The organism is Pseudomonas sp. S12(2018) (assembly GCF_024355235.1).
Taxonomy (GTDB): Bacteria; Pseudomonadota; Gammaproteobacteria; order Pseudomonadales; family Pseudomonadaceae; genus Aquipseudomonas; species Aquipseudomonas palmensis.
This window is the reverse complement of sequence record NZ_QLAD01000001.1, coordinates 490911-514233: the sequence shown is the minus strand read 5'-3', so window position 1 is coordinate 514233 and position 23323 is coordinate 490911. Positions and strand designations below refer to the sequence as shown.

Genomic DNA, 23323 nt, shown 5'->3' with positions numbered 1-23323 from the left:
TGCGCGGTTCTTGCCTGATCCTGCGACGGGTGCAGAATCAGGCAAGCCGTCGACAGGAATCGCCTAACGCCGCGCGTGGCCTGGGCCGTAGCCTTGGCAGCCTGGGTTTTCTTCCCTGGCCGCTTCAAGGAGCACCGCACATGACGTCATCACAACCGGTCAGCCATCTTTCCTTCGTGCGCGCCAGCGTCGGCCGTTCGGCCGAGCTGGGCGTGCGCCTGCAGCAACTGCTCGAACCGTCGCGGCAAACCCCGGGGTGTCTGCATTTCAGCGTGCAGCGTTCCACCTGCGATGCCGACCTGTGGTTGCTCAACGGGGTGTGGGCCGATACTTCGGCGTTGCACGACTACTTTGCCTCGCCCAGCCTGCAGCTGTTTGGTGAACTGGTGCAGGCGCGGGTGGTGGACAGCCTCGACCTGCAGACGTTCACCGAGCAGCCGGCGAGTTAGAATGGCGCCTTTCCGGCAACCGATGTGGATGTGAGAGGCAATGGCACGTAAAGAATTCGACGTATTCGAGGCTGTTTCGGCGGTGGTGCCGGGCGAGGGTGGCTACAGCGCCGCGATCGCGGTCAAGGCCCTGGGCGCTGGCGGCGCACCGCGTTTTCACAAGGTGCTGCCAGGGCAGGTATTCAAGACCGCACTGGAGGCCGATGACGCTGCAGTGGTCGAACTGCAGCGCCTGAACGGCGTCAGTGACGACGCCGAACTGATCTGGTGATCAGGCCTGCGGGCGGGCCATCTTGAACAGGTTGCCCAGCTCGAAGTAATCCGCCGGGCCGCCGCCGCGCAGAATCGGCTCGGCGGCTGCGGTGTCGTAGATCCCTTCCTTGAGCAGGTGCTCGGCAATGTGCACCGCTACCACTTCGCCCAGAATCAGCCAGCTTGGCACCAGCGCCTGGTCGGCACGTTGCAGTTGCACGATCTGGGTCACCTTGCATTCGAACGACACCGGGCTTTCCTGCACCCGGGGCACCGCAATCACCCTGGAGGCTGCCGGGGTCAGCTGGCTCAGGGCGAACTCGTCGACCTCTGGCGCCACGGCGGCGCAGCTCTGGTTCATGGCGTCGGCCAGCGGGCGTGTGGCCAGGTTCCAGGCGAACTCGCCGGTCTGTTCGATGTTGTTCAGGCTGTCTTTGCGCCCGACGCTGCAGAACCCGATGATCGGCGGAATGTAGTTGAAGGCGTTGAAAAAACTGTAGGGCGCAAGGTTCAGGCGGCCGTCGCGGTCCTGGGAGGAGATCCAGCCGATCGGGCGCGGGCCGACGATGGCGTTGAACGGGTCGTGGGGCAGGCCGTGGCCTTTTGCGGGTTCGTAGTAGTACATCATCGGGCCTTGTGGGCGGAGGGTGCGCCTAGTGTGCCAACAGTTGCCGGCCCTGAAAATGACTAAGCCCGGCCGAAGCCGGGCTGGGGCGCTGCATCGGCTGTCAGCTGATGCGGTGGGCCTGGGTGCGGTCGAAGCCATCTTCGACGAAGCGATGCGCGTTGGTGTGATCGAAACCGTCTTCTGCCACGGTAGCGGGCTGGGCGTGTTCCACGGCGAAGTTGTGCGCGTTGGTGCGGTCGAAGCCGTCTTCGGCGAAAGCGTTGGCGGCCAGGACAGAGAAGGTGAGGGCCAGCATCAGTTTGGTTTTCATGGGGGTTGCTCCGGTGGTGAGGGGTTGTCTGTTGCTATGGGTTTGATTTTACGCCCGTTAATTTGATTAAAAAGCGCAAAATATTGCCTATATGAATCTATTAAATCGATACATCAGAAAGCGGCTGGCCTCTGCTGGCAAGCCAGTGCCCGCAGTGTTTTGCGAGCGCCGAAGCACCCAGGGGCGCTGGCTTGCCAGCCAGGAGGACGACTCGGTTCTGAGTGGGCCCAGCATCGCGCACCCGCATTAATGCCGAATTAAGCCCACAAAAAAGGGGCCTCCATCGCTGGAGGCCCCTTGTCTACCGCAGTAAACCGATCAGTCGGTCTCGATCCGCGAGTTGTTGCGGGTGTCCTTCATGAACACGTACACCAGCAGCGAGACGGCAATGCACGCCGTGACGTACCAGTAGTAGCCGGTCTCCATGTTGATGCTCTTGAACCACAGTGCCACGTACTCGGCCGTGCCACCGAAGATCGACACGGTCAGCGCATACGGCAGGCCCACGCCCAGCGCACGGATTTCGGTGGGGAACAGCTCTGCCTTGACCACCGCGTTGATCGAGGTGTAGCCGCTGACGATGATCAGTGCTGCCATGATCAGGAAGAACGCACCCCACCAGGTCTCGATGGTGTGCAGCGTGGTCAGGATCGGAACGGTGAAAAGGGTGCCCAACACACCGAAGGCGATCAGGATCGGGCGACGGCCGATCTTGTCCGACAGGCCGCCGATCACCGGCTGCAGGCACATGAACAGGAACAGGGTGGCCGCCGAGATCATGGTCGAGTCACTGATGCTCATGCCCACCGTGTTCACCAGGTACTTCTGCATGTAGGTGGTGTAGGTGTAGAACGCCAGGGTGCCGCCCATGGTCAGGCCGACCACGGTCGCCAGTTCCTTGGGGTGGCGCAGCAGGGTGCGCATCGAGCTTTCCTTGGCCTTTTCCTTCTTGGTGAACGAGGCCGTCTCTTCCATGCCGCGACGCAGGTACAACGCCACCACCGCGCACAGCGCGCCGATCACGAAGGGTACGCGCCAGCCCCACGAGTACAGCTGCTCGGTGGTCAGCGTCTGCTGCAGGATGATCAGCACCGCCAGCGCGATGAGCTGGCCGGAGATCAGCGTGACGTACTGGAAGCTGGAGAAGAAACCGCGACGCTCCTTGGTTGCCATCTCGCTGAGGTAGGTGGCCGAGGTGCCGTATTCACCCCCCACCGACAGGCCCTGCATCAGGCGTGCGATCACCAGCAGCACCGGCGCGGCGACGCCGATGGTTTCGTAGCTGGGTGTCAGGGCGATGACCAGGGAGCCGGCGCACATCAGCAGTACCGAGGCCATCAGCGCGGCCTTGCGGCCCTTGCGGTCGGCATAGATACCCATCAGCCAGCCACCGATCGGGCGCATCAGGAAGCCCACGGCGAAGATCGCGGCGGTGTTGAGCAGTTGGGTGGTGGTGTTGCCGGCCGGGAAGAAGGCCTTGGCGAAGTACAGCGAGAACGCCGCGTAGACGTACCAGTCGTACCATTCGACCATGTTGCCGATGGAGCCGGAGAAAATCGACTTGAGGCGGCTGGAGGTGGTTTTTTCAGCGGGTGCGGCCGCTGCCCCAGCAGGCAGAGAGGTGGAGTTATCCATTGAAGCAACCTTCTAGTTGTTTTTGTGGTGCGCGTGTAAACGCGGCCTGACAGGGCCATAGCAGGACCCGTGCCAGCCAGCGAAGGCCCGGTTTAGAAGGGTTTGGCAGGTCGAATGAGCGGAAATCCGCTCATTGGCGGCGCAGCGATAGGCAAGAATCCGCCTATGAGCCGGGGCGTTCGAGGAAGTCTTCGCGCACCAGTGCGTGGCGTTGCATCTTCTCGTTCAGGGTGCGTCGGGGCAGTTGCAGCTCCTCGAGCACCGCCTTGATGTCGCCCTGATGACGGCTCAGGGCGGCGCGCAGGCACTGGGCCTCGAAGGCTTCCTGCTGGGCAGCCAGCGATTGCCCGGTATGCGCCACTGCCGCCGATTGCGCATCGTCCAGGCCCAGGGCGTGGCGCTCGGCGGCGTTGGCCAGTTCGCGCACGTTGCCCGGCCAGTCGTGGCTGAGTAGCCGGCCCAGTTGTGCGCCACTGGGGTCGGCGGCGCTGCGGCCCAGGCGCTCGGCGGCGGCGCGGGCAAAATGGGCAAACAGCAGGGGGATGTCTTCGCGCCGCTCGCGCAACGGCGCCAGGCGCAGTTCGGCCACGTTCAGACGGTACGCCAGGTCTTCGCGAAAGCGCCCGGCGCGGGCTTCGAGCAGCAGGTCGGGCTTGGTGGCGGCAATGATGCGCAGGTCCACGCTGATGCTCTGGTTGGCGCCCAGGCGCTCGAGCTTGTGCTCCTGGATCACCCGCAGCAGCTTGGCCTGCTGGGCCAGCGGCATGCTCTCGATCTCGTCGAGGAACAGCGTGCCACCGTTGGCATATTCGAGCTTGCCGATGCGCTTGCCCTGGGCGCCGGTGAAGGCGCCGCTCTCGTGTCCGAACAGCTCGGCCTCGAACAATTGCTCAGGGATCGCCGCACAGTTGAGCGCCACGAACGGCTTGTCGGCCCGCGGGCCGAAATCATGCAGGCACCGCGCGACGCGCTCCTTGCCGCTACCGGTTTCGCCGCGTATCAGCACATTGACCGGCAGCCCGGCCAGGTCCAGCACCTGGCGACGAAGTTGCTGCAGGCCAGGCGACATGCCCAGCAGGGTGTTTTCCAGGCGCACCTTGAGGTCGGCCTGTTCATGCAGTCGGCGGTTCTCCAGCACCAGCTGGCGTTTCTCCAGGGCGCGGCGCAGGCTGCCGAGCAGGCTGTCGGGGCTGAAGGGCTTTTCCAGAAAATCGTAGGCGCCATTGCGCATGGCTTCGACCGCCATCGGCACGTCGCCATGCCCGGTAAGCAGAATCACCGGCAGGTCGGCATCACGCCCCTGCAGTTGCTCCAGCAGTTGCAGGCCGCCCATGCCGGGCATGCGCACATCGCTCAGGATCACCCCGGGAAAGTGCTCGGGCAGCTGTGCCAGACACGCCTCGGCACGTTCGAACAGCTGCACCTCGAAGCCGGCCAGGCTCAGCCACTGCTGCACCGCGGTACGGATGCTGGCCTCGTCGTCGACGACAATCACCGCATTCAGCATGCAGGCTCCGGGTCGCAGGGCAGGGTCAGGCTGAAACGCGCACCGCCGGGCTGGTTGTCGACCTGCAGGCGTCCGCCGGCTTCATGGATGATGCCGTAGGAAATCGCCAGCCCAAGGCCCAGCCCTTCGCCCACCGGCTTGGTGGTGAAGAATGGGTCGAACACGCAGCCCAGGTGCTCCTGCTTGATGCCGCCGCCGCTGTCGAGCACGCTCAGGTGCCAGTGGTCATGCTGCTTTTCGATACGGATCTCCAGGTGTTTCCAGGTTTTGTCGGCCATGGCGTCCAGGGCGTTGCGCAACAGGTTGATCAGCACCTGTTCCAGGCGGATGGCGTCGCCGCGTACCCAGGCCGGACGCGCCAGGTACAGCGCGGTGCTGACGCCCTCGGCGCGGATGCGCGGGTCGAGCAACTGTAGCGCCTGGTCGACCACGGTGGCCAGGTCCAGACGTTCGCGCAGGCCGCTGGGGCTGTTGCGGGCAAAGGTTTTCAGGTGTCCGGTAAGGGCCGCCATGCGCGTGAGCATCTGGTCCAGCGGCTGCAGGGCCTGGCGTGCTTCGTCCAGGCGCTCGCTGTCGAGCAGCAGGCGCAGGGTGGCCAGCTGCATGCGCTGGGTGGTCAGCGGCTGGTTGAGCTCGTGGGCCAGCGCGGCGGACATCTGCCCCAGCGCCGCCAGCTTGGTCGACTGCACCAGGCCCTCCTGAGCCATGCGCAGTTCATGGGTGCGTTCCTCCACCAGGCGCTTGAGCTCGTCGCGGCTGCGCTGGCGCAGGCGGGCCAGGCGCAGGCGCTGGCTGATGAACAGCACCGCGAACACCAGGGTCAGCCAGACGGCGGCGGCCGTCAGCCCGGCGTTGCGCTCGTCATCCCCGGTGCGCGGTGTGCGCAGCAGGTGCAGGGTCCAGCCCTCGGCTTCCAGCGGCAGGCTTTCCCACAGGTAGTCGGTGTCGCCTTCGGGGCGCTGAACGCGCACCAGGTGGCTGTTGTCGTCAAAGCGGGTCAGCACCTGGCGCTGCAGGGGCAAGAGCGACTTCTTGTCGTACTGGCGGGTGGCGTCCAGCTCATTGAAGTCGGCCGCCGATAGCGGGTTCAGCTCGCGGTAGCGCCAGCCGTCCTGGTTGGCCAGGAAGATGATCCCTCGGGCGTCGCTGACCAGCAGCACGTCGCTGCCCTGGCGCCATTCGCGCTCAAGCTCGGGAAACTCCAGCTTGACCACCATGGCCCCGAGAAACCGCCCCTGGTCGCCCAGCACCGCGCTGGACAGAAAGTAGCCGGGAATGCCGCTGGTCACCCCCACTGCATAGAAGCGCCCGCTGCCCTGGGTGCGGGTCTGCTTGAAGTACGGTCGAAAGCCGTAGTTCTGCCCCACGTAGGTGGTAGGCAGGCGCCAGTTGCTGGCCGCCACGGCCAGGCCGGTGTGGTCGAGCAGTTCGAGGGTGGACGACCTGGCGGCGCCGTTGATGCGTTCGAGCTTGCGGTTCAACGCGTCCTGGGTCGCTTCGCCCACCGGGCCACCGAGGGCTGCGATGAGTTCGGAGTCCAGCGCCAGCACAGCGGGCAGGGCGCGGTAGCGTTCGATCAGGGTGTGCAGCGAGTTGGCGTACAGCGCCAGTTGCTGGCTGGCCCGCTGGGTATCGTCGAGCATGGCCTGACGCTTGGCCTGATTCATCGCCCAGCCGGCGGCCAGCAGGGTGCCGGCGGTGATCAGCAGCAGAATCAGGCCCAGTCGCACGGCGCGGTAAGTGAACGGCATGGCAAGCAGTACCCTGGCAGGGGGGAAGGCTGCCAGGCACTTCCCCGTGAACGTCACAGCGACTTACAGCAGCTCGAAGCGTTGCTGTTGCACGGTTTCGGAGTCCAGGCCGACCTGGACGTTGAACTCGCCAGGTTCGGCAACCCACTGCAACTGGCTGTTGTAGAACTTCAGGTCGTCCGGCTGCACGGTGAAGTGCAGGGTGCGCTCCTCGCCGGCCTTGAGCATGAGCTTCTGGAAGTTCTTCAGTTCCTTGACCGGGCGGCTCATCGAGGCGGCCACATCCTGCAGGTACAGCTGCACCACGGTTTCGCCGTCACGCTGGCCGGTGTTCTTCACGCGCACGCTGACCTCCAGGCTCTGGCCCTGTTTCAGTGTCGTGCTCGACAGGCTCGGTGCCGACACACTGAAGGTGCTGTAGCTCAGGCCGTAGCCGAAGGGGTACAGCGGGCCGTTGGGCTCCTCGAAGTACTGCGAGGTGTAGTTGCCGGGCTTGCCGGGGGTGAACGGGCGGCCGATGCGCAGGTGGTTGTAGTACATCGGGATCTGCCCCACCGAGCGCGGGAAGGTGATGGCCAGCTTGCCCGAGGGGTTGTAGTCGCCCAGCAGCACGTCGGCGATGGCGTTGCCGCCCTCGGTGCCGCTGAACCAGGTTTCCAGAATGGCGTCGGCCTGCTCGCGCTCCCACGCCAGCGACAGCGGGCGACCGTTCATCAGCACCAGCACCAGCGGTTTGCCGGTGGCCTTGAGGGCCTTGATCAGCTCGCGCTGCACCGCCGGGATCTCCAGGGTAGTGCGGCTGGACGATTCGTGGGACATGCCCCGCGATTCGCCGACCACGGCCACCACAACGTCCGACTGCCTGGCGGCCTTGACCGCTTCATCGATCAGCACGGCAGCCGGGCGCGGGTCATCGACGATTTCCGGGGCGTCGAAGTTGAGGAAGTTGAGGTAGTCGAGCACGGCCTTGTCGCCGGTCACGTTCGAGCCTTTGGCGTAGAGCACCCTGGCCTTGTCGCCCAGGGCACGGCGCAGGCCCTCGCGCACGGTCACCGACTGGTGCGGGCGACCGGCGGCGGCCCAGCTGCCCATCATGTCGATCGGGGCATCGGCCAGCGGGCCGACCAGGGCAATGGTGCCGGACTTTTTCAGCGGCAGGGTCTGCTGGCGGTTCTCCAGCAGCACCAGGCTGCGACGCGCCACGTCCCGTGCGATGTCGCGGTGCAGGCGGCTGTCGGCATAGGTGTCGGCCGGGTCGTCCTTGGCCTGGCCGATGCGCCGGTACGGGTCGGCGAACAGGCCCATGTCGTACTTGGCGCCGAGAATCTCGCGCACCGCGTTGTCCAGCTCGGCCGGGCTGACCGCGCCGGACTTGAGCAGCCCCGGCAGTTCCTGGCCATACAGCGTGTCGTTCATGCTCATGTCGATGCCGGCCTTGATCGCCAGCTGCGCTGCCTGCTTGCCATCGGCGGCCACGCCGTGGCGCACCAGCTCGGTGATCGCCCCATGGTCGCTGACGGTCACGCCCTTGAAGCCCCAGTCGCGGCGCAGCAGGTCGTTCATCAGCCAGGTGTTGGAGGTGGCGGGCACACCGTTGATCGAGTTCAGCGCCACCATCACGCCGCCGGCACCGGCATCGATGGCGGCGCGGTAGGGCGGCAGGTACTCGTTGTACATGCGCGTGGGGCTCATATCGACCGTGTTGTAGTCGCGCCCGCCTTCCACCGCGCCGTACAGGGCAAAGTGCTTGACGCTGGCCATGATGCTGTCGGCGTTGGCCGGGCTGCGGCCCTGGAACGATTCGACCATCACCCTGGAGATACGCGACACCAGGTAGGTGTCTTCGCCAAAGCCTTCGCTGGTACGGCCCCAGCGCGGGTCGCGGGCAATGTCGACCATGGGCGCGAAGGTCATGTCGATGCCGTCGGCGGCCGCTTCCAGGGCCGAGGTACGGCCGACCTGGGCGATGGCCTGCATGTCCCAGCTGGCGGCCAGGCCCAGGCTGATCGGGAAGATGGTGCGGTGGCCGTGGATCACGTCATAGGCGAAGAACATCGGGATCTTCAGGCGCCCGCGCATGGCGGCGTCCTGCATGGGCCGGTTCTCGTCACGGGTGATCGAGTTGAAGGTACCGCCGATGCGCCCGGCGGCGATTTCCTCGCGGATTTTCTCGCGCGGCATTTCCGGGCCGATGCTGATCAGGCGCAACTGGCCGATCTTTTCCTCGACGCTCATCTGCTTGAGCAGGTTGGCGATGAACGCCTGTTTGTCTTGCAATGGCGCGGCGGCAGGCGAGTCAGCGAAGGCCGACTGGCTGGCCAGGCTGACGAGCAGGCCCAGCAAACACAGCTTGTTCATGAATTCTGTTCTCAAGGCTGCGGCAGTCGTCACGGTGCAGACTGGCAAGCCGAAGTTGGGGAAGCGGCTATTGTTGTAGTTTGCTGGGGCATCTTTTAGCCGATTGGGCCATTACGATCCAGCGGCGGCGTCGGATTATGCCTCAAGTCCGGCGCATTTCGAGCACTCACGGAGCGTAGCGACAATGCAGGTATCGAACAGAGCACGGTTGTGGCTGGTGCTGGCACTGGCCAGCCTGCTGGCCGGTTGCGGCATCAACAACATTCCCCAATACGACGAACAGGTCAAGGCGGCCTGGGCCCAGGTGCAGAACCAGTACCAGCGCCGTGCCGACCTGATTCCCAACCTGGTCGAAACGGTCAAAGGCTACGCCAGGCAGGAGCAGGCCACCTTGACCGCGGTCATCGAAGCGCGGGCCAAGGCCACCTCGATCAAGGTCGATGCCAGCACCCTGGACGATCCTGAAAAACTGCGCCAGTTCCAGGCCGCACAGGCCCAGCTGGGCGGTGCGCTGGGGCGCCTGATGGTGGTCTCGGAGCGTTACCCGGACCTGAAGTCGAACCAGAACTTCCTGGCCCTGCAGTCCCAGCTCGAGGGTACGGAAAACCGTATCGCGGTGGCGCGCAAGGACTTCATCGCCGCCGTGCAGCGCTACAACACCGAGATCCGTACCTTCCCCGGGCGCCTGTGGCACAGCGTGATGTACAGCGACATGCCGCTGCGCGAGAACTTCGAGGCCACCAGCGCCGATGCCGACAAAGCGCCTGAAGTGAAATTCTGATGCGTGCGCTCAAGGCGGCGCTGCTGCTGGTGCTGCTGGCGGCGAGCGGCTGGCTGTGGGCCGCGCCCCAGTTCCCGGCGCTCAGTGCACGGGTGGTGGACCAGGCCGAGCTGCTCGACGGCGCCACCCGCAGCCAGCTTGAGCAGATGCTCAAGGCCCACGAGCAGGCCACCGGCGAGCAGGTCGTGGTGGTGACCCTGGCCAGCCTGCACGGGCAGGCCATCGAGGACTATGGCTACCAGCTGGGGCGCCACTGGGGCATCGGCCAGCAGGGCAAGGACAACGGTGCGCTGTTGATCGTCGCCCCCCAGGAGCGCAAGCTGCGCATCGAAGTCGGCTATGGCCTGGAGGGCCGCCTGACCGATGCCCAGGCCTCGGTCATCATCAACAGCGTGATCACCCCGGCGTTTCGCCGTGGCGACTTCAGCCAGGGCATCGTGCTTGGCACGGCGGCCATCCTGCAGGTGCTGGGCGGCGCACCGCTGGACGAGCCGGCGCGACCTCTGGCAGACGAGGCGCAGCAGCAAGGTGCGCCGGTCTGGGCGGTGGGCCTGTTCATACTGATGATCATCATCGTGTTCGCCCTGCAGGGCCTTGGCGGGGGTGGCCGCGGTGGGCGCGGGGGCTTTGGCGGTGGTCTTGGCGGCGGTTTCGGGGGCGGCCTGGGCGGTGGCGGCGGTGGCTTCAGTGGCGGCGGCGGCAGTTTCGGCGGGGGCGGGTCCTCCGGCGGCTGGTAACTACACGACAAGAGACACACACGTACATGGCATTGCTCAGTGAATACGAACAGCGTCAGGTGGCCCAGGCCATCGCCCAGGTAGAACAGCGTACCGATGCCGAGCTGGTGACGGTGCTGGCGGCGCGTGCCGACGACTATGCCTATATCCCGTTGCTGTGGGCCAGCCTGCTGGCGCTGGTGGTGCCGGGCGTCCTCTATTACCTGAGCGGCTGGCTGAGCGTGCATGGCTTGCTGCTGGCGCAGTGGCTGACCTTCATCGTGCTGTGCCTGGTGTTTCGCCTGCCGCGCCTGACCAGTTGGCTGGTGCCGCGCAGGGTGCGCCACTGGCGTGCGTCGAACCTGGCGCGGCGCCAGTTTCTGGAGCAGAACCTGCATCACACCGTGGGCCGCACCGGGGTGCTGATCTTCGTCAGCGAGGCCGAGCGGTATGTGGAGATCCTGGTGGACGAGGGCATCTCCAGTCGCCTCGACAACCAGGCCTGGGACGCCATCGTGCGCACCTTCACCGCCCAGGTGCAGCAGGGCCAGACCCTGCAGGGCTTTGTCACCTGCATCGAGGCCTGTGGCGAGCTGCTGGCGGCCCATGTGCCGGTGACCCAGGCGCGCAACGAGCTGCCCAACCGGCTGGTGCTGCTGGGCTGAGGCATGCGCGCTGATCGACAAGTGCTGTGCCTGGGGCGGTCATCCACGTAAAATGCGCGCCATTGCGCGCCTGCGGGCGCCCCCCGCAACCCGAGGCACCCACTCCCCATGTCCGCAACCCCCACCGTCCAGGCCGCGCCGGATGCGCGTGCGCAGTTTCTGGCGCTGCTCGCCACCAGCCTGCACCAGCACACCTTCATCAAACTGGTGCTGGCGCGCCATGTCGGCGCCGAGGTCGACCTGCAGCGGGTAACGGCCAAGCCGCTGACGATCAAGGGGCAGGCCAGCCTGTCGTTCGTGTACCGCTACAAGACCCGCGACATCACCCGCAACCTGGCGCTGGACGAGGCGCTGACGTTGATCGGTGAGCTGTTGCCGGCTTCGTTTCGCAACGCGCACCTGCTCAGCCTGAACGACGAGGTGCAGCTGGAGTTCACCAAGAAGGGTAAGCCGATGCTGCATCGCAACGCCGTGCAGCAGGCGCGCGAGGTGGTGACCGGCGAGCATGATCGCGAGAAGAAGCGCTACCTGGAGCTGAGCCGGCCGTTTCTGCACGATCTGGGCGTGACCGACAAGCAGCAGGCGCTGATTCCGGCGATGTCGCGCAAATGGAAGCAGATCAACAAGTTCATCGAGGTGTTCTCCCATGCGCTGAGCAGCGCGCCACTGGCGGCAGATCAGCCGGTGCGGGTGGCGGACTTCGGCTCGGGCAAGGGCTACCTGACCTTCGCGATCCATGACTACCTGCGCAACACCCTGCAGCGCGAGGCGCAGGTGACGGGCGTGGAGTTGCGCCCGGACATGGTCGAGCTGTGCAATGCCGCCGCCGCGCGCCTGGAGCATCCGGGGCTGAAGTTCGAGTGTGGCGATGTGCGCAGCGTGGTGCCCAGCGCCATCGAGGTGATGATCGCCCTGCATGCCTGTGACATTGCCACCGACTACGCGATTCATACCGGTATTCGCTGTGGCGCGGCGATCATCATGTGCTCGCCGTGCTGCCACAAGCAGATTCGCCCGCAGCTGCACAGCCCGGGGTTGCTCAAGCCGATGCTGCAGTACGGCCTGCACCTGGGGCAGCAGGCCGAGATGCTCACCGACAGCCTGCGTGCGTTGTACCTGGAGGCCTGTGGCTACGAGACCAAGGTGTTCGAGTTCATCTCGCTGGAGCACACCAACAAGAACAAGATGATCCTGGCCACCCGGCGGCGCGAGCCGGTGGCGGCGCAGGCGTTGCTGGAGAAGATCCAGGCGCTCAAGGCGTTCTATGGGGTCAAGGAGCATTGTCTGGAGACGCTGCTGCGGGCCGATGGCTTGATTCCTGTCTGAACCTCACCACCGTCATCGCGAGTCAAGCCCGCTCCCACAAGGATCACCCTTACCTGTGGGAGCGGGCTTGACCCGCGATGGCGGCACCTCAGACCTTGACCGGCGCCGGATGCACCCGCGCTTTGCGCCCCAGCACCACCGTCAGAATCACCCCACCGGCAAACACCCAGGTGATCGGCGCCACCTGTTCGCCAAAGAACAGCGCCGACAGCGCGATGGTGAAGAAGATCTGCAGCAGTTGCACCTGGCTCACCCGTGAGATTCCGCCCAGCGCCAGCCCGGCGTACCAGGCAAAAAAGCCGATGAACTGCGAAAACAGCGACACATAGCCGAACGCCCACCAGGCCCGCGGGCTGATCGCGCCTTCATGCTGCAGCGCCAGGTACACCACCGGCCCCAGCAGCAGCGGGCTGGACAGCACCAGCGCCCAGCAGATCACCTGCCAACCGCCCATCTCCCGCGCCAGGCGGCCGCCTTCGGCATAGCCCAGCCCGCCCACCGCAATCGCCGCCAGCATCAGCAGGTCACCGGCCTGGATGTGTCCGGCGCCCATGATCATCGCGTAGGCCACCACCAGTGCGCTGCCCAGCGCCGCCCATGCCCAGAACGCCGTGGAAGGTCGCTCGTGGGACAGCCACGCCGCATACACCACCACGCACAAGGGTTGCAGGCCGTTGACCAGTGCGCCGTGGGAGGCCGGCACGCTCTGCATGGCCCAGGCCGACAGCACCGGGAAACCGAGAATCACCCCCAGCGCCACCAGGCTCAGGCCCTTGACCTGCTGCCAGGTGGGCCACTTTTCACGGCGCCACAGCAACAGCGCCGCTGCCGGGATCGCGGCCACCAGGGCCCGACCCAGGCCGTTGAGCAGCGGGTGCATCTCCTGCACCACGATGCGGGTCATGGGCAGGGTCAGGCTGAAGATGATGACGCCGAGCAGGCCGAGGGCCAGGCCGGTGTTTTCGCGGGTAGACATGAGCGCGCCTGAGGGCTGGAGGGGCCGCTCATTGAGCCACAGGTGGGGTGGGGAATCTGGTTACAGTTGGCAACAAAGGTGTCCGTACAGTTGGGCGTCGCGCCGGCCTTTTCGCCGGCAAGGCCGGCTCCTACAGGCTTCGCGCCCTCCTGTGGGGGCCGGCCTAGCGCCGACGCCGCCCCACTGCCTTGGGCGGCGGCGCGGGCACATTCGCCAGCGCGCCCAGCGGGTGCGTGGTGGCATCGAAAAAATGCAGTTCGATGCCCGGGCACGCTTCGAACACCCGCGCGTAATGCTGCTTCTGGCTCACGATGGCCGCCTCGTTCACCGGCAGGATCGAAATGGCCAGGTGTGTCGGCTGCGCCTGCCTGATCGCCTCCACCAGGTGCCGGTCGGCACGGTCCAGGTGATGCCCGAACACGCACAGCCCCTCGCGCTGCGTCGCCAGCGCGGCGTAGCACCAGGTCAGGTAATCGGACCCGCGAATCGCCCGCAGCTTGTTGTCACTGCTGTCTTCATTGACGAACAGCGGCACATCGCCCGGGGTGTTGATGGCAAAGCCGTCGAGCAACTGGCTGCCGCTGGCCGCCCGCTGGCGCGTGGTGCCGTGCTGGGTGCGCAGCAGGTGCAGGCCGCCATGCAGGTAGTGCATCCGCGTGCCCGGCCCCTGAGCCCGGCTGACGTCGAAATCGCCTTCCTCGTCGAACAGCTCGGCAAAGCCGTGCGGCGCCTGGTTCACGGCCCAGTGACAGAGCAGGTCGTAGTTGCTGGAAAACACGCGCTGGTAGGTGCGCAGCTCGGCGTTGATCGCGGCCAGGTGGGCAGTGGGCAGCAGCTTCCAGGGAATGTGCACGCTGCGCACCGCGTGGATCAGCGCTTCCTTGATCGCGTAGTAGCGGTTGAGCGGTGCCGACGAACTGATCGCCAGCGCGGCATTGACCTGCACGGTGGTGTTCAGGGCACTGAGCACCGGCGCGAACAGCTCGCTGTTCATCGATTTGAACAGTGCCTGGTCGGTGAGGCCGAGGGGCTTGTGGCGCACGCGCTGGGCCAGCTCGAACAACGAAAAGTAGGCGAACGGGCGCCAGATGGCGCGGCTGGCACCGTTGCCCAGCAGCAGGCTGGTGCACGGGTGGGCGGTATTGAGGTGCGGCCAGGCCGCCAGGGTTGCGTCGACGTCGGCGAGGGGCATGTGGATCTCGTAGGGATTTGTTGCACGTTGGCAGGGCGCGACTGTAGCACGCCGGCGCGTTGTCATCAGCGCTCCGGAACCTGCGGTGTCTGCCACCGGGTACTGAGGGCTGGCCGAAGGCAGAGGGAGTGTGTGAGAATGATACGAATTCCCATTAATGTTTTGTCTGCCTTATCACGCGCCGGACGCCCATGACCTCGCTTTCAACCCCCTGGACGGCCGGCGCGCCGTCGTTTGCGGCTGTCGCCGACGAGCTGCTCGCGCACTACACCGACCTGCGTCGCTACCTCGGCAGCCGACTGCGCAACCCCGATGATGCGGCCGATATTGCCCAGTCGAGCTTTGCCCAGGCCTACGCGCATGCCCTCAATGCCCCGGTGATCAATGCCCGTGCGCTGCTGTTCCAGGCGGCGCGCAACCTGTGCATCGACCAGTTTCGCCGGCGCAGTCGCGAGCTGGCGGCGCTGGAGGACTGGCTGACACGGGCCGATGGGCTCACCCCCAGCGTGGAAGAGATCCTGATTGCCCGCGAGCAGTTGCAGCAACTGATTGCGCGTATCGAGCGCATGCCGCGCCTGCGCCGCGAGGTGTTCGTGCGCGTGCGCCTGCATGGCCAGAGCCATCGCCAGGTGTGTGACGAGTTGCAGCTGTCGGCCAAGGCCGTGGAGCTGCACATCGGCCGCGCGGTGTTCGACCTGTCCGAACTGAGCCAGGCCTGCCGTCATGTCTGAGGCGCGGCCGGTTTCGCCCCGCAAGGTACAGCAGGCGCTGGGCTACCTGGCGGGGCTGCACAGTGACGACCCCTCCCGTGTGCGCGAGGTGAGCGGGCAGTTGCAGCGCTGGCGCAACAAAAGCAGCGAGCATGAGCGTGCCTGGCTGGAGGCCGAGCAGCGTTGGCAGATGATCCATCGACTGACCCCGCAGTTGCGCGGCTCGCTGGCCCCCGAGCCGGTCAACCTCGGCCGGCGTCGCCTGCTGCGCCAGGGTGCCGGCCTGCTGGCGGTGGTCGGGTGCAGTGCATGGCTGGGTTGGCTGTGGCAGCGCCGGCCACAGTTCGACCAGGTACTGCTGACCGAACATGCAGCGCCCGCACGCAATGTACTGCTGCCCGACGGCAGCCAGATGGTGCTGGCGGCCGAAAGCAACGTGCAGGTGAAGTACAGCAACGGCCAGCGCGAGGTCATGCTGGCCCACGGCAATGTGTTTTTCGACGTGGCCCACGAGCGCCTGCGCAGCTTCCTGGTCAGCACCCGGCTGGGGCAGGTGCAGGTGCTGGGCACCGCCTTCAGCGTCAGCGACCGTGGCGGCGATATCCAGGTGGCGGTGACCCGCGGTCATGTGAAGGTGCGCGGCCTGGATGGCGAGACCCGCGAACTGCTGGCCGGCGACCGGGTGCGCCTGGGCGAACCCGGTGTGCCGGGGCCGGTGGAGCATCACCCGCAGGCGGCCCCGAACGCCGAGCACTGGCGCCAGGGCTGGTGGTCGTTCACCGATGCACCGCTGGCCGAGGTGATCGACGAATTCAATGCCTACAGCAACCGTCAGGTGCGGCTTGGCGAGGGAGCGGCCGGGCTGCGCCTGACCGGCAGCTTCCCCAGCGACCGCCCCGACATATTGCTGAACGCCTTGCCCAGGGTGCTGCCGCTGAGCCTGATGCAGAAGGGTGAGTACACCTGGCTGCAGCTACGTTGAAATTTTTTTGAGGGGTAGTGGCCAGCTAGCGCGTCTTCCTGGCAACTCCCTAGCTCAAAGGACAGATCATGTCGTTTTTCCTCGCCCGGACCACGCGTTCGTCGCCTTCTTCGGTTATCCCCAGCACCCTTCGCCACCTGGTGCTGGCCTGTGCTCTTGGCGCGGCCAGCCTGTCGGCCGTGTCGGCCGAGCTGAGCGCAGGCACCCGCGTGCTGGCGCTCGACCTGCCCAGCCAGCCGCTGGATAGCGCGGTGCAGGCGCTGTCCCGCGAGGCGGGGGTGGCGATTGCCGCCGACAGCCAGTGGCTGGCCGGGCGCGATGCCCCGGCGCTGCAGGGCCGCTTCACCCTGCAACAGGCGCTGCAACGCCTGCTGGACAACAGCGGCCTGGTGGCCAGCGAAGAAAACGGCGTGATCATCCTGCGTCGCCCCGAGAGCGACGGCGCGCTGACCCTGGGTGCCACCACGGTCAATGCGCAGGTGGGCAACAGCAGCAACCCGCCCGAGCTCTACAGCGGTGGCCAGGTGGCACGCGGTGCGAAGGTGGGCATGCTGGGCAATCGCGACATCATGGAAACCCCTTTCAACATCACCGCCTACACCGCCCAGCACATGGAAAACCAGCAGAGCGGCACGGTGGGCGCGGTGCTGCGCAACGACCCGTCGGTGCGCTTCAGCACCGGTGAAGGCCACACCTACGAAAACTTCATGATCCGCGGCTACTCCATCGACTCCACCGAGCTTGCGGTCAACGGTCTGTATGGCCTGGCGCCCGATGGGCATGTGCCCACCGAGTTCCTGGAGCGCGTCGAGGTGCTCAAGGGTCCTGGCGCACTGCTCACCGGCATGGCCCCCAACGGCGGTGTGGGCGGGGTGATCAACCTGGTGCCCAAGCGGGCCGGGGATGCGCCACTGACACGCCTGACCACCAGCTACGTATCCGACGGCTACTGGGCCGAGCACCTGGACCTGAGCCGGCGCCTGGGCGAGGAGAACCGCCTGGGCATCCGCTTCAACGGCGTGTACGGCAGCGGTGACACCGGGGTCGACGACCAGTCCAAGGACCGCACCCTGGCGTCCCTGGGCATGGACTACCGTGGCGATGGCTGGAAGCTGGAACTCGATGCCTACGAAAGCCACGAAAAGATGCAGAACGGCAGCCCGATGATGGCCGGCTTCAGCAAACTGGGCTACGTGACCAAGGCGCCCAAGCCGGATTCCAACATCCTCGACGGTATTTCGGCCAAGCAGATCAGCAAGGCGGTGATCCTGCGCGGCGAATACGAGCTGTCGGACGACTGGACGGCCTACGCCAGCGTCGGCGGTGCGCGTACCCGCTACAAGGGCTTCCTCAACGGCACGCGCTCGATCATCACCTCCGGCAACGGCGACGCCACCGCCGAAACCTACAACCAGGGCGGCTATACCCATAGCCTGTCCACCGAAGCGGGTGTGCGCGGCAACTTCAGTACCGGTCCGGTGACCCACCAGCTGGTGCTCAGCACCACCCTGCTGCACCAGGACATCGGTCGCGCCGCCACCGTCACCGGGGCAAAGTACACGACCAACATCTATCACCCCGGCAAGCCGATCATTGCCGGCAACATCGGCTCCAGCGACAAGACCGGCGACAACACCCTGTCGAGCTTTGCCGTGGCCGATACCCTGGGCTTCGTCGACGACAAGCTGTTGCTGACCCTGGGCGTGCGCTCGCAGCGGGTGCGCCAGAAGATGAGTTCGCCTTCGTATGACGAGCATGCGCTGACCCCGGCACTGGGCGTGGTGCTCAGGCCGTGGGAGGCGGATGTCTCGCTGTACGCCAACTACATCGAGGGCCTGACCCAGGGCGGCATGGTCAGCGACCTGTCGGCTGCCAACTATGGCGAGCAGTTCGCCCCGTACAAGTCCAAGCAGGTGGAAGCCGGGGTCAAGTGGGACCTGGGCGACTTCACCCACACCGTCAGCGTGTTCCAGATCGAGAAGCCGAGCATGATGCTCGACACCGCCAGCAACCGTTACACCGACGATGGTCAGCAGCGCAATCGCGGGGTGGAGTGGAACCTGTTCGGTTCGCTGACGCCGAGCGTACGCCTGCTGGGCGGGGTGACCTATACCCGTGCCGAGCTGACCAAGACCGCTGGCGGCAAGCTCGATGGCAACGCCGCGCGCGGGGTGCCGCAGTGGTCGGCCAACCTGGGCGGCGAGTGGGACACGCCCTGGGTCGAGGGCCTGACCCTGACCGCGCTGGCCATCCACAGCAGCTCGCAGTACCTGGATTCGGCCAACGAGCTGAAGATTCCGCAGTGGACCCGCTATGACCTGGGCGGTCGCTACAGCACGCGCATCCTGAGCAAGGACGTGGTGCTGCGCGCCAGCCTGGAGAACGTCGAGAACCGTGCCTACTGGGCCGGTGTGTTCAACGACGGCTACGCCACGGTCAGCGAGCCGCGCACGCTGAAACTTTCGGCCAGCATCGACTTCTGAGGTGTACATGCAACGACTCAAGACATTTTGCGCCGGCCTTGCGCTGGCCAGCCTGACCGGAGGCGCCGCAATGGCGGCCTCGCTGGTGCCCGGGCACAGCGTCAGCGGCGCCATCGGCCAGGGCCGGCAGCCGGTATGGACCGTGCCGCTCAAGGCCGGTGACTTCGTGCAGGGGCGCGTGGAGGGCGACGTCAGCGTGCGCCTGCTCGATGCCGACGGCCAGCCGGTGCGGTTGCTGGTGGACGGGCTGGACATGGTGCGCGACTTCATGTTCATCGCCCCCCACGACGGCCTGTATGGCGTGCGCGCAGAAGCCATCGCCACCCGCCCGCAGGCTGCCTATTCGCTCAAGCTGACCGGTGTCACCAGCGTGGCCGAGCAGCAGGCCCAGCAGACGCGCCTGCAAAGCCCGGTGATGCGCGAGCTGGCGGCGCATGTGGCCAAGGGGGGCGATACCCAGGCCTTCTGGAAGGCCCGCGAGCAGCAGGGTACGCCACTGGTCGAAGCGCTGGCGGAGCAGCCCGGGCAATCGCTGGTGACCTTCCTGTGGCGAGGTGCCCGGCACAACGTTCGGGTGTTCGGCGCGCCGTCGGGCAACCATGATGAGCTGCAGCGCCTGGGCGACAGCGATGTGTGGTTTCGCAGCTATGTGGTGCCTTCCAGCACCCGGATGAGCTACCAGATGGCACCGGACGTACCGCCCTCCACTGACCGCCGGGTGATTCTGGCCAGCTCCCGGCAAGACCCGCTCAACCCCAACGGCTTTGCCGATGGCAGTGGCGATCGCTGGCTGTCGCGCTCGCGCCTGGAGCTTGCCGACGCGCCGGCGCAGCCCTGGGTGGCGCAGCGCCCCGGGGTAGCCCGGGGCACGCTGGAGCGCCAGGTGCTGACCAGCAAGGTGCTGGGCAACCAGCGTGACGTGTACCTGTACCGGCCGCCGGGCTGGACGCCGGGGGCGGCGGGGCAGGGGCTGCTGGTGCTGTTCGATGCGCATGCCTACACCCGGCAGGTGCCCACCCCGACGCTGCTCGACAACCTGTTCGCCGATGGCCTGATCGGCCCCACTGCTGCGCTGATCATCGCCAACCCGACCGACCTGTCGCGCCAGGTCGAGCTGCCACCCAACCCGCAGTTTGCGCGGTTCATGGCCGAGGAACTGATGCCCTGGGCGAAGGCGCGCGGGCTGTCGGCCCCAGCCGACCGCACGGTGGTGGCAGGTTCCAGCTACGGCGGGCTGGCCTCGGCCTACCTGGGGCTGCAGCATCCGGAGCTGTTCGGCAATGTGCTGAGCCTGTCGGGGTCGTACTGGTGGGCGCCGGAAGGAATGGAGCCTGGTTGGCTGACCCGCGAGTACGTGCGTGCACCGCGTGCGCCGCTGCGCTTCTACCTGCAGTCGGGGTTGTTCGAGGGGCCGAAGATTCTCGACACCAATCGCCAGTTGCGCGACGTGCTGCAGGCCAAGGGGTATCCGGTGGTGCAGGTGGAATACCCGGCCGGGCATGACTACCTGCAATGGCGTGGGTCATTGCCGTGTGGGTTGATCGCCCTGATCGGTAGCGGGCAGGGGACGCCGCAGGCCTGTGAGCCGCGCTGACCCTGCCGCTTCGCCGGCAAGGCGGGCTCCTGCAATATCGCCAGGAGCGGCCTTGCCGGCGAAAGGTTTACTGTGCGACAGCCGCCTCGCGCCTGACCTTGTTGCGCCACAGTCGGTAGGCGCGAATGCCTGCCCGCACCGAGCCGTACAGCAGCTCGCTGCCCATCTCCCGCGCCAGCCCCGAGCGCACCAGCATCCGCAGGAAGCTGCCGCGGGCCCGGGCGATGCCCATCACGATGCCCTGGGCCATCAGGGTTTCACGCACTTCGCGCAGCGCCGCGATGCCGCTCACGTCGATCGAGCTGACCGCCTCGGCGTCGAACAGCACGGCGCGGGCTTCCACCTCCTTCTGCACCGCGTCGAGCAGGCGCATCTTGAAGTAGTCGGCGTTGAAGAACAGGATCGCGTCGTCGAAGCGGTACACCACCAACCCTGGCACCGTGCGCGCGTCCTTGTGGCGGCGGATGTCCACCTGGCCCTCGATGCCGGGCGCCCAGCCCAGCACTGCATCGGTGGGCTGGTAGATGGTGTAGAGCAGGCGCAGGATCGCCAGGGTCACCGCGATGATGATGCCCGGCAGCACGCCCACGCCCAGCACGCCGACCGTGGTCAGGATGCACAGCCAGAACTCGAAGCGGCTGAGGGTGTAGATCTTGCTCAGCGACTTGACGTCGATCAGCCCCCAGCCGGCCATCAGCAGCACGGCGCCCAGGGCTGCCTGCGGGATCCACGCCATGGGTACGGTGAACAGCAGCAGGCACAGCGCGATCACCAGCGCCGCGATGATGCCCACCAGCTGGCTCTTGCCGCCCACCATGTCGTTGACTGCGGTACGCGAGTCGGCGCCGCTGATGGCAAACCCCTGCGAGGCGCCGGCGGCCAGGTTCGACACGCCCAGGGCGAGGAATTCATGGTTGGCGTTGATCGCATAGCCATGGCGTGCGGCGAAGCTGCGTGCGGTCAGCATGGCGCTGCAGAAACTGACCGTAGCGATACCCAGGGCGTCACGCAGCAGGCTTTTCATCTCTTCGAGGTTGGTCTGCGGCCAGGCGAGGGTGGGCATGCCCGAGGGCACATGACCGAGGACTGCCACGCCGAAGCGGTCCAGGCCGAACAGGCCGGCCACCAGGGTGGCGATGGCCACGGTCACCAGCGCTGCCGGCAGCTTGGGGTAGCGCCGGGGCAGCCAGATCAGCAGAGCCAGGCCGGCCAGGCCAATGAACAGCGTCAGCCAATGGATTTCGTTCAGGCGCTCGAGCAGGTTGATCAGGCTGAGCACGAAGCCGTTGCCCTCGATCTTGAACCCCAGCACCTTGCCCAGCTGGCCGGCCAGCAGGCTCAGGCCGATACCGTTGAGGTAGCCGATCAGAATCGGTCGGGAGAAGAAACTGGCAATGAAGCCGGCCCGTGCCAGGCCTGCGGCGATCAGCATCAGCCCCACCAGCACCGTGACGATCACCGACAACTGTGCCACGCGCGCCGGGTCGCCCATGGCCAGCGGCGCCACGGCACCGGCGACCATGGCGCAGGTGGCAGCGTCGGGCCCGACCATCAACTGGCGCGAGCTGCCCACCAGGGCGTACACCATCATGGGCAGGATGCACGCGTACAGCCCGACCTGCGGCGGCAGGCCGACGATCTGCGCGTAAGCGATGGCGATGGGGATCTGGATGGCGGCAACCGACAGGCCGGCCTGGAGGTCAGGGCGAAACCATTCGGCACGGTAACGCAGCAGGTTGGCGAGGCCGGGGAGCCAGCGGGAGAGAAACATGGACCGATCCTTGTGATGTTTCGGAGCAGCGGTGGGTTTTACCAAGGTCTTTGGGGGCGGTGTTGATCTGAATCAGGCGGGCGCAGATTTATCGCAGAATACCGTGCCCTGCGTTGCCCGCCTACCGAGTGCATGGGCAGCAAATTGCTTGCCGGGGCTGGCGTGACCACAAAAAACCCGCCATATGGCGGGTTTAGGGTGAGGCGCAGGACCGGCTGTCAGAGGTCTCTGCACAGCATCGTCTTACCGATGTTTCTGAGCGCCTCTGCATATTGCCTGCGCCAGTTTGCGCGCCAGTACGCGGCGTCAGGGAAGGTGCCGTCCGTGGAGCGAGCGGCCAGCACGTCGCTTGCAACGACCTCCTCGGGTTGTTGCTGGCTCAGCATGGGGAAGGCCATGTACGCCCGGAATCGCTTTGAATAGACCTTGTCGATCGCCGTACCCGTATAGGGTGAATGGCTGACCAGGCGCTCGCAGCCTTTGCTGGACAGAATGTAAGCATGGGTACCTTTGGCCCGTACACGGGCTATTCCCCTGTGCCAGGTGAGCCATACCCTCCCCAGATTCGCTCCAAGATAAAACAGTTCGGGTTCCTTCCCGTTCAGGAAGGTGTTGATCTGGTGCACCTGGCGTGGGTCGAAGGTCAGCAGGGTGGCGTCATCCTCGAGCACCAGTACCCGCCGATATTTACGCTCCAGAGCCATTTTTGCGCAGGTCACGTGGGAGTCGAAGCAGCCCCGCTCGGGATTCTCGCTATCGCGGTCCACGATGAGAAATTCGATGTTCAACCCGCTGCCTTCGAACTCCCGGGTCAAAAGGTCTCGACGGTCAGTCCGCTCCCGCAGGCTGATGCAGAAAACTCCGTCGATCTGCAACTGGCTAAGATCCTTTTGCTTGGACAACTCATCCCCCATGGATTTACCCAACTGAAATTTTCACCCTCTTGCTATCCGTCTTGGATGCGGGGTATCGATTAAGGGCATTATCCAGAACTGCCTGTAAGCAAGCCACTGTCATGTGAGGCTGCGAGCATATTCAGTTGGATGGTTCGAGTGCTGAGGGGGCTTGTAACGGGGAGGGGGAAGTGACTGGAGCGGGTGAAGGGAATCGAACCCTCGTTATCAGCTTGGGAAGCTGGAGTAATGCCATTATACGACACCCGCTTTCAGGCGCACTTTGTACCAGAACTGCGAGACGATTTGAAGCCCTTATTGCAATCGGCGGCTCGCGAGCCGTA

At 65.8% G+C, this 23323-nt stretch carries 19 protein-coding genes, 1 tRNA gene and 1 pseudogene; 10 read left to right on the top strand and 11 right to left on the bottom strand.

Annotated features, from left to right (window positions below):
- Positions 1 to 140 precede the first annotated feature (140 nt).
- Together DN388_RS02450 and DN388_RS02445 are read left to right on the top strand one after the other, a co-directional pair.
- Entirely contained in the window at positions 141 to 449 is a 309-nt protein-coding gene (locus tag DN388_RS02450) for a putative quinol monooxygenase (RefSeq protein WP_043860779.1), read from the top strand.
- A 40-nt stretch (positions 450 to 489) separates the two neighbouring features.
- Complete coding sequence (locus DN388_RS02445; RefSeq protein WP_054914791.1) at positions 490 to 720, top strand: hypothetical protein; 231 nt, start codon at positions 490 to 492, stop codon at positions 718 to 720.
- On the opposite strand, the gene DN388_RS02440 is transcribed toward DN388_RS02445, so the two are convergent.
- The 6 genes and pseudogenes from DN388_RS02440 to bglX all read right to left on the bottom strand — a co-directional run bounded on the left by DN388_RS02440 (position 721) and on the right by bglX (position 8890).
- Positions 721 to 1326 (bottom strand): flavin reductase family protein, encoded by a 606-nt coding sequence (locus DN388_RS02440; protein ID WP_058540920.1) that lies wholly within the window; start codon positions 1324 to 1326, stop codon positions 721 to 723. It abuts the gene before it with no gap.
- A gap of 124 nt (positions 1327 to 1450) precedes the next feature.
- Positions 1451 to 1639 (bottom strand): annotated as a pseudogene (locus DN388_RS02435) (heme utilization protein); the annotation flags it as partial.
- 318 nt (positions 1640 to 1957) lie between these two features.
- Positions 1958 to 3274, bottom strand: coding sequence for an MFS transporter (locus tag DN388_RS02430; RefSeq protein WP_043860783.1), 1317 nt, complete (start codon positions 3272 to 3274; stop codon positions 1958 to 1960).
- 163 nt (positions 3275 to 3437) lie between these two features.
- Positions 3438 to 4781: a sigma-54 dependent transcriptional regulator gene (locus DN388_RS02425; protein WP_078479560.1), complete on the bottom strand. Its 1344-nt coding sequence runs from the start codon at positions 4779 to 4781 to the stop codon at positions 3438 to 3440.
- Entirely contained in the window at positions 4775 to 6532 is a 1758-nt protein-coding gene (locus DN388_RS02420) for an ATP-binding protein (protein WP_043860785.1), read from the bottom strand. The genes DN388_RS02425 and DN388_RS02420 overlap by 7 nt, the downstream gene beginning before the upstream one ends.
- A gap of 63 nt (positions 6533 to 6595) precedes the next feature.
- Entirely contained in the window at positions 6596 to 8890 is a 2295-nt protein-coding gene (bglX, locus tag DN388_RS02415; RefSeq protein WP_088515508.1) for a beta-glucosidase BglX, read from the bottom strand.
- 184 nt (positions 8891 to 9074) lie between these two features.
- Here bglX and DN388_RS02410 point away from each other — a divergent pair, with 184 nt between their 5' ends.
- The 4 genes from DN388_RS02410 (at position 9075) to DN388_RS02395 (ending at position 12378) form a co-directional block, all read left to right on the top strand.
- A complete protein-coding gene (locus DN388_RS02410) occupies positions 9075 to 9671 on the top strand; it encodes a LemA family protein (RefSeq protein WP_043860787.1) in 597 nt (198 codons plus the stop codon).
- On the top strand, positions 9671 to 10408 hold the full coding sequence (locus tag DN388_RS02405) for a YgcG family protein (protein WP_254996581.1): 738 nt from the start codon (positions 9671 to 9673) through the stop codon (positions 10406 to 10408). The genes DN388_RS02410 and DN388_RS02405 overlap by 1 nt, the downstream gene beginning before the upstream one ends.
- A gap of 26 nt (positions 10409 to 10434) precedes the next feature.
- Positions 10435 to 11052 carry a TPM domain-containing protein gene (locus tag DN388_RS02400; protein WP_043859748.1) on the top strand — a complete coding sequence of 206 codons (618 nt, stop codon included), beginning with the start codon at positions 10435 to 10437 and terminating at the stop codon, positions 11050 to 11052.
- 108 nt (positions 11053 to 11160) lie between these two features.
- Entirely contained in the window at positions 11161 to 12378 is a 1218-nt protein-coding gene (locus DN388_RS02395; protein ID WP_254996580.1) for an SAM-dependent methyltransferase, read from the top strand.
- Positions 12379 to 12466: 88 nt separating this feature from the next.
- On the opposite strand, the gene DN388_RS02390 is transcribed toward DN388_RS02395, so the two are convergent.
- Together DN388_RS02390 and DN388_RS02385 are read right to left on the bottom strand one after the other, a co-directional pair.
- A complete protein-coding gene (locus DN388_RS02390; protein WP_043859746.1) occupies positions 12467 to 13354 on the bottom strand; it encodes a DMT family transporter in 888 nt (295 codons plus the stop codon).
- A gap of 163 nt (positions 13355 to 13517) precedes the next feature.
- A complete protein-coding gene (locus DN388_RS02385; protein ID WP_088515505.1) occupies positions 13518 to 14546 on the bottom strand; it encodes a DUF4917 family protein in 1029 nt (342 codons plus the stop codon).
- A gap of 191 nt (positions 14547 to 14737) precedes the next feature.
- Between DN388_RS02385 and DN388_RS02380 the strand changes: the two genes are divergently transcribed.
- The 4 genes from DN388_RS02380 (at position 14738) to DN388_RS02365 (ending at position 20315) form a co-directional block, all read left to right on the top strand.
- Positions 14738 to 15277: an RNA polymerase sigma factor gene (locus DN388_RS02380; protein ID WP_043859744.1), complete on the top strand. Its 540-nt coding sequence runs from the start codon at positions 14738 to 14740 to the stop codon at positions 15275 to 15277.
- Positions 15270 to 16238, top strand: a complete 969-nt coding sequence (locus DN388_RS02375; RefSeq protein WP_043859743.1) for a FecR domain-containing protein — start codon at positions 15270 to 15272, stop codon at positions 16236 to 16238. Before DN388_RS02380 ends, DN388_RS02375 begins: the two co-directional genes overlap by 8 nt.
- A 68-nt stretch (positions 16239 to 16306) precedes the next feature.
- Entirely contained in the window at positions 16307 to 18721 is a 2415-nt protein-coding gene (locus DN388_RS02370; RefSeq protein ID WP_054914783.1) for a TonB-dependent receptor, read from the top strand.
- A gap of 7 nt (positions 18722 to 18728) precedes the next feature.
- On the top strand, positions 18729 to 20315 hold the full coding sequence (locus tag DN388_RS02365) for an alpha/beta hydrolase-fold protein (RefSeq protein ID WP_254996579.1): 1587 nt from the start codon (positions 18729 to 18731) through the stop codon (positions 20313 to 20315).
- A 67-nt stretch (positions 20316 to 20382) separates the two neighbouring features.
- Here DN388_RS02365 and DN388_RS02360 read toward each other — a convergent pair whose 3' ends face one another.
- The 3 genes from DN388_RS02360 to DN388_RS02350 all read right to left on the bottom strand — a co-directional run bounded on the left by DN388_RS02360 (position 20383) and on the right by DN388_RS02350 (position 23249).
- Positions 20383 to 22086, bottom strand: a complete 1704-nt coding sequence (locus DN388_RS02360; protein ID WP_043860081.1) for a SulP family inorganic anion transporter — start codon at positions 22084 to 22086, stop codon at positions 20383 to 20385.
- 218 nt (positions 22087 to 22304) lie between these two features.
- The gene (locus DN388_RS02355) at positions 22305 to 22988 is read right to left on the bottom strand and encodes a hypothetical protein (protein WP_146094981.1); all 684 of its coding nucleotides are present in this window, start codon (positions 22986 to 22988) and stop codon (positions 22305 to 22307) included.
- A gap of 187 nt (positions 22989 to 23175) precedes the next feature.
- Positions 23176 to 23249 (bottom strand) — tRNA-Gly (locus tag DN388_RS02350).
- Positions 23250 to 23323 lie beyond the last annotated feature (74 nt).